Raw genomic sequence first — 13,273 nt, forward strand, 5'->3', positions numbered from 1 at the left:
GCCAATCAGTGCAGCAGAGGCCGTCTGTGCATCACAGCGCTCACGCAGCGAGGGGCGCGGTAGCCGGAAACACCGCTCGCACCCTCCAACATCCGGCGGTGTCGAATCCTGAGGTACAACCGGGGCGGGAGCGACGCCGCAGCCCCCTCTCGGTGGTTCCCGCCGCTCCCACGCGGGGCCGGGTCCCATTCGCCGTGTTCTCGATGGCTGCTTTGATCGCCGCGCTGGTTGTTGTCCTCATGCTCAACATCTCCGTGTCGAGCAGTCAGTACAAACTGGTTTCGATGCGCGGAGAGGAAGTAGCCCTCGCTGAGAAGAACCAGGCCCTGACGCAAAAGCTTGAGAACCTCAGGGCGCCGCAAAACCTTGCGGCGGCGGCGCATGAACTCGACATGGTCGCCTCCCCGACTTTCGGAACCGTTGATGTAGATTCGTTGGCAGTCACCGGAAGCCCGGAACCAGCCAAGGAGTCCGATGCACCGCCAGCTCTTGTACCGGCGCCCGCTGTGAACGTGCCGACTGAAGCTCCGGTGCCCGCTGCTTCAGAGCCTGTAGAATCCGCCGCGGAATCCAGGGCTGACGCACCTGGCGCTGCCGAAGCGCCGGCACCGGCAGAGATTCCGAACGGCGGAACGATCCCGGCACCCACGCAGGCCGCTCCCGGACAGTAAGAGACCCACACTCAACCGACCCAGCAAGGAACCACGGTGGCACCAGCCGACAACCCCCAGCAGGAAACACGACGGGTCGCGCTCGGGGCAGCCAGGCTCAGGGTCGGGCTGGCATTCGTACTGATTCTGCTGATGGTCCTCGGCGTTCGCCTTTTTCAGGTTCAGGGCCTCGACTTTGACGGAATGGCTCAGGCAGGTCTGAACAAGCGCCTGGTGACCCAGCAGGTGCCGGCTCTGCGCGGAAGCATTCTGGATGACGAGGGCAACGAGCTGGCGCACACGGTGCAGCGCTTCGACATTGTGGTGGATCAGAGGCTCAGCGGCGGTGAGACCTTCGATCGCTACGATCCTGAGACCGGTAAACGGGTCCAGGACGTCCCTATGGAGCAAGGCTTCCAAGAGCTCTCCGCGATCCTCGGACAGGACGTGCAGGCCCTCAAGTCCTCCATCCTGGGCGATGCGTCCTTCGCATTCGTTGCTCGCTCCGTGACACCTGAAGTCAGAAACAAGGCCCTTGCCGTTGGAATGCCCGGCGTGTACGCCGATCCCACTACCCTGCGCACCTACCCCTCAGGAGCGGTTGCGGGCTCGATTCTCGGTTTCATGAGCGGCGACGGACGCGCCCTGGGCGGTATCGAACTCACCCAGGACGAAAAACTCACCGGAACACCAGGCAGCCGGACCTTCGAGATCGGCGGCGACGGCATTCGTATTCCGTACGCCACCAACGAAGATGTGCCGGCACAGGACGGTCAGTCAGTGCGGCTCACGATCGATCAGGACCTGCAGTTTTTCGCGCAGCAGACCATTGCAGCGCAGGTAGAGGACTACAACGCCGAATGGGGCAACATTGTCGTTGTCGAGGCCCGTTCCGGCGCCATCAAGGCAATGGCTGAATCCACGTCGCCGGATCCAAACGACTATGCCGCCACTGATCCCGTGTTCTGGAAACCACTCTCCGTTACGTCGTCCTTCGAACCGGGCTCCACGACGAAGCTGATCACCATGGCCGCGGGGCTGGAGGAGGGGATCATCGAACCGACCAGCAGGTTCGAGATCCCGCCCACCTACACGGTCGACGGACAGACTTTCAAGGACGCGTTCGAGCACGGGACGGAAAAGCGGACAGCGGCGGGAGTCTTCGCGAAGTCGATGAACACCGGAACCGTCATGATCGGCGAGCAGCTGAGCAGACAGGAGCGGTATGACTGGTTGCGGAAGTTCGGTATCGGTGAACCCCTCAACGTCGGTCTCAATGGAGAAACGGCAGGCATCCTGCCCACTCCGGACACCTGGGACGAACGGCAACAATACACTGTGCTTTTCGGCCAAGGACTGGCGCAGACCGCGCTCCACACGGCCATGGTGTACCAGGCGATCGCCAACGACGGAGTGCGGCTGAAGCCGCGGCTCATTGATGCCTATATTGACGCGGACGGAACAGAACACAAGGTTCCCGAGGCTGAGGGCACGCGGGTCGTCTCCGAGGATACGGCCAAGGAACTCCATACCATGCTGGAGACCGTCACGGTGGAGGGATCCGGCGCATCCGGTGCCCTCGAGGAATACCGCGTGGGGTCGAAGACGGGTACTGCAGAAGCACCCGGCGCGCAGGGGGGCTACGACGGGTATACGTTGTCCTATGCCGGCATGGCGCCTATGGAGGACCCGCAGTATGTCGTGGTCGTGACACTGCAGCGGCCTCAGGGAGACCTGTACTATCTGGTTCCGGGGGAATCCTTCCAGAAGGTCATGAAGTACGTTCTCAATTCGAACAACGTCCCGCCCTCAACCGGTAAGCCCAAGACTTATCCGGTTGTGTACTGATCCGCAGAGCAGGCCCCACGTGTCCATAAATGAACAGTCCACTTCCGCCGCGCCCATGCGGCCGGACGTCGTCGTCCCCCGATCCATGGATGAGGTGCTCGCCGCGCTCCCGCGGGAGCTTGCGCCTGTGCGGCGCGTAGCCACAGCGCACGACGACGCCACCGGCGCCACGATCACCGGCGTCACGATCGATTCACGGCAGGTCCGTCCGGGTGACCTGTACATCGCGGTTCCCGGCACGGGCCGGCACGGAGCCGACTTCACGGAACAGGCGGTCGCAGCAGGAGCAGCAGCCGTGCTCACCGACGACGCCGGCACGGCTGCCGCTTCGGCGGTGCTCGCCGGTTCCGGGGTTCCGCTGTACCGGGCCGCTCCGGTGCGCGATTACGTGGGTCCGCTTGCCGCCGTCGTCTTCGACAGCCAGCCCGCGTCCGGCCGCCCTGTCCTTTATGGCGTGACCGGCACCAACGGGAAAACGACCACCACCTACTTCCTGAACGCGCTCGGGTCGGCGCTGGGAAAGAGCACCGGCCTGATCGGGACGATTGAGATCCGGGCGGGCGAGACCGTCATTCCTTCGATCCTGACTACCCCGGAATCTCCCCAGGTTCACGGTCTTCTCGCGCTGATGCGGGAGCGCGGCATCGACGCCGCCGCCATGGAAGTCTCCTCGCACGCCATCGAGTACCGGCGGGTGGACGGGGTCCGCTTCGATGTCGCGGGTTTCACCAACCTGACCCAGGACCATCTTGACCTCCACGGAAGCATGGAGGAGTACTTCGCAGCGAAGGCGGCCCTGTTCCGGCCGGAACGCGCGGCCCGCGCTGTCGTCCTGGTCGACGATGCGTGGGGCCGCCGCATCGCCGATGAAGCCGGGGTGGACACCGTCTCGGTGTCCGTTACCGGTACGGCGGAGGCGGACTGGACCGTCTCGCAGGTGCAGCGGACGGGACTTGGTCACGCTTTCACCCTCATCGGTCCCGGGGATGCGCAACTGCGGCTTCGCTGCGGGCTTCCCGGGAACTTCAACGTAGCAAACGCCGCGCTGGCCGCAGTGATGGTCCTTGCCTCGGGCGTGGATGCCGCGGATCTGCAGCGAGCCGCGGACCAGCACGATCCATTCACCACCCAGGTTCCCGGGCGCATGGAGCTGATCAGTGAGAGCCCCGCAGCGATCGTTGATTTTGCGCACAATCCCGATGCGCTGGCACTGACGCTGGACTCGGTTCGAGTGCCTGACGCAGACTCCCGCGTGCTGGTGGTTTTCGGAGCCACGGGACAACGGGACGTGTCCAAACGCCCCATCATGGGCGCCACGGCAGCGCGCCGGGCAGACGTGGTGATCGTCACCGACGACGACCCCCACGACGAAGAGGAAGCGGGGATTCGGGCGGGCGTTCTCGAGGGTGCTCGTGCTGCCCGCGAATCCGAGAACCTGAACTGTGAAATCGTCGAGGTTTTCCCGCGTGCAGAGGCAATTGACCATGCGGTGTCACTCGCTCGTCCCAGCGACGTGATCCTTGTCGCCGGGCGCGGACACGAGATATGGCAGGAGGTCAAGGGAGTGAATCTGCCTCTCGATGACCGCGTGGAGTTGGGGGCCGCATTGACACGGCATGGATTCTCTGTGCTTTCCGGCAACAGGATAGAGTCCTAGATCGTCATGATTGAATTCAACGCAGCCGACATCGCGGCAGTCACAGGCGGCACGCTCTCGGAGTCGGCTCAAAAGGCTCCCTCCGTCGTGGTCCGTTCGGCCACCACGGACTCACGCGAGAGCCGCCCGGACGGCCTCTTCATCGCCAAGCCGGGTGATTCCACCGATGGCCACAACTTCATAGCCAGCGCCTTTTCCAACGGCGCCGTCCTCGCGCTCGTGGAGCGGGTGATCACCGACGACGACGGCACGGACTTTCCTGCCGTGGTGGTACCCGACGTGGTCGAAGCGATGGGCAAGCTGGCGGCCGAAGCGGTGCGCCGTCTGCGCGCGCACTCACCGCTTACGGTCATAGGCATCACGGGTTCGGCCGGCAAAACCACCACCAAGGATGTCCTGGCGCAGCTGCTGCGGCAGGAAGGTCCCACTGTTGCCCCAATCGGTTCGTACAACGGTGAGATCGGCGTTCCGCTGACCGTGTTCTCGGCCGAGTACGGCACCCGCTACCTGGTTATCGAAATGGGAGCGACCGGCGTCGGGCACATTGAGTACCTCGCGTCCATGGTGGAGCCCGACATCGGAATCGTGCTCTGCGTCGGCTCCGCCCACGCGGGGGAGTTCGGCGGAGTGGAGATGATTGCGCGGGCCAAGGGCGAACTGCCCCGGTCCCTGAGCGCCCACGGCGTGGCAATTCTCAACGGTGATGACGTGCGAGTGAGCGCAATGGCCGACGAGACACAGGCGCAGACAGTTTTCTTCTCTGAGGATCCGACGTTCGACCGACCCGGCAGCAGCGCCGTCCGGGCCGAGAATGTGCAACTTTCCGTCGAAGGCAATCCCTGCTTCACGCTGGTCCTTCCGGATGGGGACCGTCGGGAGGTGCGGCCGCTGCTGATCGGGCGGCATCACGTGGCAAACCTCCTCGCTGCCGCCTCCGCGGCCCATGTGCTGGGGATCCCGGGGGAGCGGATCGCGTCCGGCCTCAGCGGAGCCCGGGCGGTCAGCCGCTGGCGCATGGAGCGTACTGACAGGCCGGACGGGGTGACTGTCATCAACGATGCCTACAACGCCAACCCGGAGTCGATGCGCGCGGCGCTTGCAACGCTCGCTGAGCTCGGCCGCGGTCGGCGTACCTGGGCTGTGCTCGGCGAAATGCTCGAGCTGGGCGAGGACTCCGTCATCGCCCATGACGCCCTGGGCAGGGTGGCTGTCCGGTTGAACATTTCGAAGCTGCTGGTCGTCGGAGAGGGAGCGAAAGCGCTTCACACCGGCGCAGTGCTTGAAGGATCGTGGGGAGACGAAGCGATCTTCGTACGCGACGTATCCGAGGCCGAGGAGATTCTGGACAGCGAACTGGAGCCCGGCGACCTGGTCCTGGTGAAGTCCTCCAACGGCGCCGGTCTGCGGCATCTGGGTGATCGGTTAGCATTAGCGTCAGACAAATCGACGGCGGTGCCCGAGGCTGAACCGGGGCCACAGGCTGAATCGAACGGACCCGGTCCAATGAACCAGGGGGGCCCCTCGCTGTGATTTCGCTGCTGATTGCTTCAGCGTCCGCCCTCGTTCTTGCGCTGGTCGGAACCCCTCTGTTCATCAGGCTTCTCGTAAGCAAGAGCTATGGCCAGTTCATCCGGGACGACGGACCAACGGCCCACCACACGAAACGCGGTACGCCCACGATGGGCGGTGCCGTCATTGTGGGATCGGTTGTCCTCGCGTACTTTGCCACCCACCTGATCATGATGGGCGCGGGTGATTCAGACGGTCCGACGGTGTCCGGGCTTCTGCTGCTCATGGTCACTGTCGGCATGGGTCTGGTGGGTTTCTTTGATGACTACATCAAGATCTCCAAGCAGCGCAGCCTGGGGCTCAGCGCACCGGCGAAGATCATCGGCCAGACCATGGTGGGTGTGGTGTTCGCCATCCTTGCGCTGAATTTCCCGGATGAGAACGGCCGCACACCGGCGTCGACAGCTATTTCTTTTGTCCGGGACACCGCTTTCGATCTGGCGTTCGCCGGTTCGGTCATCGGGGCCATCCTGTTCGTCCTGTGGTCAAATCTCATCATCACCGCAGCCACGAACGGCGTGAATCTCGCTGACGGCCTGGATGGGCTGGCCACCGGTGCATCCGTCTTTGTTTTTGGTGCCTACATGCTGATGAGTATCTGGCAGTTCAACCAGCGTTGCGCTTCTCCGGACGTGCCCGCGAACATCTGTTACGAGGTCCGCGATCCGCTGGACCTCGCGCTGATCGCGGGCGCGATGTGCGGCGCCCTGGTCGGGTTTCTCTGGTGGAACACCTCGCCGGCCAAGATCTTCATGGGTGACACCGGCTCACTGGCGATCGGTGGAGCAATCGCAGGTTTCGCGATCCTCTCCCGCACGCAGCTCCTTCTCGTGATCATGGCTGGACTGTTCGTGATGATCACGCTGTCCGTGATCATTCAGGTTGGCTTCTTCAAGCTGTCCGGGGGCAAACGGGTCTTCAAGATGGCTCCGCTGCAGCATCACTTCGAGCTGAAGGGTTGGCAGGAGGTCACGGTTGTTGTCCGCTTCTGGGTCCTTGCCGGTCTGTTCGTGGCCGTCGCGCTCGGCATTTTCTACGCTGAATGGGTTGTACTTCTGTGAGCACTGCCGATGCACAAGACCATCCCGGACGCCTTGAGCACCTGATGTCCTGGGACGCCGACTGGGCAGGACTGCGCGTCGTGGTGACAGGGATCGGCCTGTCCGGATTCTCCGCGGCTGACACGCTGATCGAACTCGGCGCGCGCGTTGTGGTGGTTGACGCCACAGACTCCGAAGAGAACAGGGCGAAGGCGGACACCCTCCGCATCGTCGGAGCCGTGGATGTCCTGCTCGGGCCGGAAGCGGCCGCCACACTCCCACTGGTCGACGGGGAGGCACCCGAACTGGTTGTGACCTCTCCGGGCTGGCGCCCAACCCAGCCGCTGCTGGCCGCCGCGGATACTGATGGAATTCCGATCTGGGGCGACGTTGAACTCGCCTGGCGTGTACGGGTTCGTGAGGGCCGGCCCACCGCCGAATGGCTGACGATCACCGGAACCAACGGCAAGACCACAACCGTCACGCTGGCGGAATCGATGCTTCGCGCAGCGGGTCTTCGCGCCATCGCAGCCGGGAACGTCGGAACGCCGTTGCTTGACGCCATCCGGGATCCACAGGGATACGATGTCATCGCCGTCGAGCTTTCCAGTTTCCAGCTGCACTGGAGTTCCAGCCTTGCTCCTCTTGCGAGCGTCTGCCTCAATCTCGCGGAAGACCACGTGGACTGGCATGGCGGGTTTGAGGCCTACCGTGCGGACAAGGCAAAGATCTACGAGAACACCCGTGTTGCGTGCGTCTACAACGCCGAGGCCCCGGCCACTGAGCGGATGGTGGAGGAGTCGGACGTTCAGGAAGGCTGCCGCGCGATCGGTTTCACCATCAATACACCTGCCATCAGCATGCTCGGAGTCGTTGATGGCCTGCTGGTGGATCGGGCGTACATCGAACAGCGCAAGGATTCCGCCGCCGAGCTGGCGTCGGTGACGGATCTCGGAGAAGTGGTTCCCCGCCATCTGGTCGCGAACGCCCTGGCCGCCGCCGCACTCGTGCGCGCAGCAGGGGTTCCTGCGGCTGCCGTGCGCGAGGGAATCCGGAATTATCAGCCTTCCGGACACCGCATTGAGCTGGTCACTGCGCGGGACGGCGTCCTGTGGATCAACGACTCCAAAGCGACCAACCCACACGCTGCACACGCTGCCCTGTCGTCCTTCCACAGCGTTGTCTGGATTGCGGGCGGGCTCTCCAAGGGAGTGGACTACAACGATCTGGTCCGGGACAACGCGGCCCGCTTCAAAGCGGCCGTTCTTATCGGCCGCGACAGTTCCGATCTCGCGTCCGCTCTGCGCCGACACGCGCCGGATGTTCCGGTGATAGACCTGGCAGCGGGTCACACTGGTAAGGACGTGTTGCCTTCCCAGCACGTGGGTTCAGACGGCGTCCAGGCCATGCGCGCGGCGGTTGCAGAAGCGCTGCGCATCGCCGCGGACGGCGACACTGTTCTCATGGCCCCGGCAGCAGCGTCGATGGACCAGTTTCCCTCCTACGCTCACCGCGGCGCCGCTTTCATTGAGGCGGTACGCGGGATTGTGGAGGGGCAGGGATTCACCGCTAAGGAGTTGTAATGGTCAGCACGCCCACCCGGCATTCGCGCCGGAAGCCGGCGGTGCGGCAGCACTCCAGCTCCAGCACACCCGAGCGGCGATCTCCATCGGGATCTTCGCTAGCCGGGACAGCAGCCGCACCCAGGCGTCAACGAGTCCTCGGAGCGTTCGCGCGCATGTGGCGCTTCCTTGAGGGCTCTGACAGGCAGACCAGCGGCTCGAGCTACTACATGATTCTCGGCGCGACGCTCGCGCTGACAGCCATCGGGCTCATGATGGTGCTGTCGGCGTCGTCGGTCGAGTCGATCGCCAATGCAGCGTCAACAGTTGAGCCCACGGACGAGGGCGCAATTGTCTTCGACTTCTTCTTCAAACAGAGCGTGTATGCGGTGCTGGGCGTGGTGCTCATGCTCATCCTGGCCAGGCTCGGCCCGCGGATCTTCAAGATACTCGCCTGGCCGGGCCTCGGCGTAGCCATTGTGCTGCTGGTCCTGGTGCTCCTGATCGGTGAGAACATCAACGGCAACCAGAACTGGATCCGGATCGGAAACCAGTCACTGCAGCCCTCCGAACCGGCGAAGCTCGCTCTGGCGCTGTGGTGCGCCACGGTCCTCGAGCGCAAACGCGGCTTGATCCGGAATTGGAAGCACGCACTTGTACCTGTCGCGCCGCTCGGAGGCATCATCCTCCTGCTCGTGATGCTGGGCGGTGACCTCGGTACAGCGATCATCCTCGGCATGATCATGGCGGCCGCACTCTTCTTCGCGGGCGCGCCCATGAAGATGTTCAGCATCGCGGGGCTTGCGGGGATTGCCCTGGCATTCGGCGCCGTCCTGCTGAACAGCACCCGAAGCACCCGTATCGAAGCCTGGCTGCGCCTGAACTGTGACTCCGCGTCGGATCCTTGTTTCCAGTCCAACCAGGGCCTGTTCGCTCTCGCCTCGGGCGGCTGGTGGGGCGTGGGGATCGGGCAGAGCCGGCAGAAGTGGAACTGGATCCCTGAAGCCCACAACGACTTCATCTTCGCCATCATCGGTGAAGAGTTCGGGCTGATCGGCACCCTTGTGGTCATTGCGCTGTTCGGCATCCTGGCCGTCGCGACGCTCCGGGTGGCCCGCCGTTACACCGACCCCTTCGTCCGGATCCTCATGGGATCCATCCTCGTGTGGCTGATCGGCCAGGCTTTCGTGAACATCGGCATGGTTACGGGCGTACTGCCGGTGATCGGCGTGCCGTTGCCGTTCATCTCCTACGGTGGTTCGGCGCTCACCTTCACGCTCGCCGCCGTCGGCGTTCTTCTTGCCTTCGCGCGGCGCATGCCCCCGGCGGTGGCGGGCAGCACCGGGTCCGCTGACAATGTCGAGACTGCTCCCTCGAAATCCAAGTGAAAGATCAAGAGAACCCATTGACTGAATCTGCTGCCCTGTCGGTTGTCCTCGCCGGCGGGGGGACCGCTGGGCACATCAGCCCGCTCCTCGCCATTGCCCGTGCCCTCGTCGAGGCGTGCCCTGACGCCCGTGTGCTCGCCGTCGGCACGGCAGCCGGGATGGAGACCCGACTGGTGCCCGCGGCGGGGTTCCGGCTTGAAACCATAGAGCGCGTTCCGATGCCACGCCGGCCGTCCGCCGACCTGTTCAAGCTGCCCGTCCGCCTGGTCTGTGCCGTGCGGCAGGCGCTGAAGATCGTCGACACGGCGCATGCCGACGTCGTCGTCGGTGTTGGCGGCTATGTGTCGACACCGCTGTACCTTGCGGCGTGGATTCGCCGCGTCCCGGTGGTAATCCACGAGGCAAACGCCCACCCGGGGCTTGCGAACCGGTTGGGAGCCCGCATCGCACGGGCGGTCGCCGTGGCATTCAATGGCACGGGCCTGCCGGCGGAGCAGTGGGTCGGCATGCCGATGCGCCGGGAAATCTCCACCCTCGACAGGGCGGCTGACCGCCGTGAAGCGCGTGCCGCTCTGGGGCTTGATCCCTCCCTGCCGACGCTTATCGTCACCGGCGGGTCCTCCGGCGCCGCGAGTATCAATCGGGCGTTGGCTGCAGCAGCACCGAAGTTCGCCGACAGCCACCCGGGGGTGCAGGTCCTTCACATCACCGGGCGTGGCAAGCACGTAACGGCGCCCGACGGCGCACTGCTCGCCGCAGAGGGTTATCGTCAGGTCGAATATGTTGACGGCATGGAGAAGGTGTATGCGGCGGCTGACCTTTTGCTCGCGCGAGCGGGCGCGGCGACCGTCTGTGAAGTTGCGGCGGTCGGGTTGCCGGCCGTCTTTGTTCCCTTGCCCCATGGCAACGGGGAGCAGCGGCGTAACGCCGCGGAACTCGTTGAGGCCGGCGGAGCCCTCATGGTTGAGAACGACCGGCTTACGGCCGACTGGCTGCTCACCGAAGCCCTCCCGCTCGTGCAGGACGCCGAGCGACTCGACAGGATGTCCATGGCTGCGGCGCCGCTCGGCGTGCGGGACGCGGACGTGCGCATGGCAAACCTGATTATCGATGCTGCCGGAGGCCGCTGATGAGTACCGTCGTTGAGAACCTAGGACAGGTCCATTTCATCGGGCTTGGGGGAGCGGGAATGTCTGCGGTGGCGCGCGTCCTTCTCGGCCGCGCAGTGACCGTTTCCGGATCCGACGCCGCCGACTCTCGCGGCCTGCAGGCTCTCGCCGCCCTTGGTGCGAAGGTACACGTCGGCCATGACAGCGCCAACCTCGGGGCCGCCGACACAGTTGTGGTGTCCACTGCCATCCGGGAATCCAACCCCGAACTTGTTGAAGCGAAGGCACGCGGACTGCGCATCCTGCACCGCTCCGAGGCGCTGGCCGCCGCAATGGACGGACGCGAGGTCGTCGCTGTTGCGGGCACCCACGGCAAGACCACAACGACGGCCATGATCACCGTCATGCTGCAGGCCGCGGGAACCAATCCGTCGTTCGCGATCGGTGGTGATGTGGCGGCGCTGGGCGTCAACGCCGAATGGGCCGACGGCGAGGTGTTTGTGGCCGAAGCCGATGAGTCCGACGGATCCTTCCTCAACTATCGTCCCCGTATCGGCGTGGTCACCAACGTCGAAGCGGACCACCTGGACCACTACGGATCAGCCGAGGCGGTTTTTGAATCCTTCGACCGGTTCGCTGCCCTGCTGCCCGCAGGGGACGGTGTGCTGGTCGCGTGCCATGACGACGGCGGCGCTGCGTCCCTCGCGGAGCGGACCGCCGGATCCCGCCGCGTGCGAACCTACGGCTACAACGCGGGCGCAGACGTCCGGATCAGCAGCACCCGTGCCCTCGGCAGCACCTCGAACAGCATCCTCTCCTTCTCGGTTGACGGCCTGGAAAGCCAGCAGGAGCTCCAACTCGCGGTCCCCGGCCGGCACAATGTCCTCAATGCGGCCGCCGCGTTCGCCGTCGGCCTTGAGCTTGGCGTTGATCCTGCTGCCGCCGCGGCCGGCCTCGCTTCCTTCTCCGGTGCCGCCCGCCGCTTCGAGACGAAGGGCGAGGCGTTCGGTGTGCGTGTCTTTGACGACTACGCCCATCACCCCACAGAGGTCGCGGCAGCACTCAGCGCTGCCCGCACGGTTGCGGGTGAACATCGGGTGCATGTCTTGTTCCAGCCGCACTTGTTTTCACGCACGGAGGAATTCGCGGAGGAGTTCGCGGCTGCTCTGTCGCTGGCCGACTCTGTGCGGGTCCTCGATATCTATGCCGCACGGGAAGACCCGGTGGAGGGCGTGACGAGCCGGCTGATCACTGATCGGCTTACGGTCCCCGGAGGGTACGCGCCCAACCCGGATGAAGCGATGCAGGGCATTGTTGATTCCGCACGCAGCGGTGACATCATCCTGACAGTCGGGGCGGGTGACGTTACCCGCTTCGGGCCGCTGTTGGTCGACCTCCTCGCCCGGCAGGGAGGTTCCCGGTGACCTCTCGGCCTCCACGCAAGCCCAGAAGTATAGGAAAACCCTCCAGCGGACTCTCGGTCAGCGAGACCATCACCGCAGAGAAGCATGTCTCCGCTCCGGAACGGGACACTTCGCGCCCGGAGCGCATCTCGGCGTCGAAGGAAGCTCCGGTGGCGCTGCTGGACCGCGGTAAGGACGCCGGCACGGTCATAGCGTTTCCGGAGTCCCCTCGACGGCGGCGCAGGAGATGGTGGCTGACAGGGATCATTTCGGTCGTGGTGCTCGTCGCGGGTCTGATCGCGTACCTGGTGTTCTCACCTGCGCTGGCGGTGCGCACGCTGGACGTACAGGGAAACAGCCTGGTGACGGAGGACGAGGTGACCGCCGCGTTGGAACCACTGGTGGGCACGTCGCTTACCCGGATAGGCGACGACGATGTCCGTGCCCTGCTCGACGGTTTCGCGCCGATTGAGGATGTTTCCGTAGCGGCGGCTCCGCCGTCGACCCTCAGTGTGACGGTGATCGAGCGCACGCCCGTGGCGATTCTGGAGAACAAGGGGAAGTTCGTCCTCATTGACGCCGAGGGTCGTCAGCTCACAACCGTGACCGACCGCAAATCCGTCGCACTGCCGCTCATCGACGGCGGTGCGAACGCAGTCAACAGCGCAGTGTTTTCTTCCATCGCCGATGTGCTCGCCGCTCTGCCTGCGGATATCAGGGGGAGGCTGGTTCACGCCTCCGCCAAGTCAATTGACTCGGTCCAGCTGAAGCTGACCGACGGCAAGACGATCTTCTGGGGCAGCGCTGAGGAAAACGCTGCAAAAGCACGGGTTGTCGAGGCTCTGCTGTCTCTCCGGGACCAGGATCCGCCCGTGAAGGTCTATGACGTGAGCACGCCGTCGCGACCAGTAACTCGGTAAGTTTGCCGACACGCGGGAGTGGTCATTGCATGCCAGTGGCCATGCACCTAGCGTCTCAATAAGAAGTTACTTGACATAACATTAACTCTCAACCTGAAGGTGAATGTTAGTCAGGTTGAAGGTTGGA

Annotated in this window: 10 protein-coding genes; all 10 read left to right on the plus strand. The window is 64.4% G+C overall.

Annotated features, from left to right (window positions below; translation table 11 throughout):
- Positions 1-98: 98 nt before the first annotated feature.
- From ftsL to AC5RTB_RS12860, 10 genes are read left to right on the plus strand one after another with little or no spacing between them, the layout of a single operon-like run.
- Positions 99-671, plus strand: coding sequence for a cell division protein FtsL (ftsL, locus tag AC5RTB_RS12815; protein ID WP_494061456.1), 573 nt, complete (start codon positions 99-101; stop codon positions 669-671).
- Between the two features lie 36 nt (positions 672-707).
- Positions 708-2,498, plus strand: a complete 1,791-nt coding sequence (locus AC5RTB_RS12820) for a peptidoglycan D,D-transpeptidase FtsI family protein (protein ID WP_494061457.1) — start codon at positions 708-710, stop codon at positions 2,496-2,498.
- A gap of 55 nt (positions 2,499-2,553) precedes the next feature.
- On the plus strand, positions 2,554-4,155 hold the full coding sequence (locus AC5RTB_RS12825; RefSeq protein WP_494061566.1) for a UDP-N-acetylmuramoyl-L-alanyl-D-glutamate--2,6-diaminopimelate ligase: 1,602 nt from the start codon (positions 2,554-2,556) through the stop codon (positions 4,153-4,155).
- 6 nt (positions 4,156-4,161) lie between these two features.
- Positions 4,162-5,685 carry a UDP-N-acetylmuramoyl-tripeptide--D-alanyl-D-alanine ligase gene (locus tag AC5RTB_RS12830; protein WP_494061458.1) on the plus strand — a complete coding sequence of 508 codons (1,524 nt, stop codon included), beginning with the start codon at positions 4,162-4,164 and terminating at the stop codon, positions 5,683-5,685.
- Positions 5,682-6,785 (plus strand): phospho-N-acetylmuramoyl-pentapeptide-transferase, encoded by a 1,104-nt coding sequence (mraY, locus tag AC5RTB_RS12835; RefSeq protein WP_494061459.1) that lies wholly within the window; start codon positions 5,682-5,684, stop codon positions 6,783-6,785. Before AC5RTB_RS12830 ends, mraY begins: the two co-directional genes overlap by 4 nt.
- A complete protein-coding gene (gene murD / locus AC5RTB_RS12840) occupies positions 6,767-8,347 on the plus strand; it encodes a UDP-N-acetylmuramoyl-L-alanine--D-glutamate ligase (protein WP_494061460.1) in 1,581 nt (526 codons plus the stop codon). The genes mraY and murD overlap by 19 nt, the downstream gene beginning before the upstream one ends.
- Positions 8,347-9,714, plus strand: coding sequence for a putative lipid II flippase FtsW (gene ftsW, locus AC5RTB_RS12845; protein WP_494061461.1), 1,368 nt, complete (start codon positions 8,347-8,349; stop codon positions 9,712-9,714). Before murD ends, ftsW begins: the two co-directional genes overlap by 1 nt.
- Before the next feature lie 17 nt (positions 9,715-9,731).
- Positions 9,732-10,844 (plus strand): undecaprenyldiphospho-muramoylpentapeptide beta-N-acetylglucosaminyltransferase, encoded by a 1,113-nt coding sequence (murG, locus tag AC5RTB_RS12850; protein WP_494061462.1) that lies wholly within the window; start codon positions 9,732-9,734, stop codon positions 10,842-10,844.
- Positions 10,844-12,247, plus strand: coding sequence for a UDP-N-acetylmuramate--L-alanine ligase (murC, locus tag AC5RTB_RS12855; RefSeq protein WP_494061463.1), 1,404 nt, complete (start codon positions 10,844-10,846; stop codon positions 12,245-12,247). Before murG ends, murC begins: the two co-directional genes overlap by 1 nt.
- Complete coding sequence (locus AC5RTB_RS12860; protein ID WP_494061464.1) at positions 12,244-13,146, plus strand: cell division protein FtsQ/DivIB; 903 nt, start codon at positions 12,244-12,246, stop codon at positions 13,144-13,146. Before murC ends, AC5RTB_RS12860 begins: the two co-directional genes overlap by 4 nt.
- Positions 13,147-13,273: the final 127 nt, after the last annotated feature.

The sequence above is a fragment of the Arthrobacter sp. M71 S08 genome, from assembly GCF_059089725.1.

Coding starts and splice junctions, on each gene's coding strand:
- ftsW (WP_494061461.1), top strand. CDS start 8,347: ATGGTCAGCACGCCCACCCGGCATTCGCGCCGGAAGCCGGCGGTGCGG.
- murD (WP_494061460.1), top strand. CDS start 6,767: ATGGGTTGTACTTCTGTGAGCACTGCCGATGCACAAGACCATCCCGGA.
- AC5RTB_RS12830 (WP_494061458.1), top strand. CDS start 4,162: ATGATTGAATTCAACGCAGCCGACATCGCGGCAGTCACAGGCGGCACG.
- murC (WP_494061463.1), top strand. CDS start 10,844: ATGAGTACCGTCGTTGAGAACCTAGGACAGGTCCATTTCATCGGGCTT.
- AC5RTB_RS12825 (WP_494061566.1), top strand. CDS start 2,554: ATGCGGCCGGACGTCGTCGTCCCCCGATCCATGGATGAGGTGCTCGCC.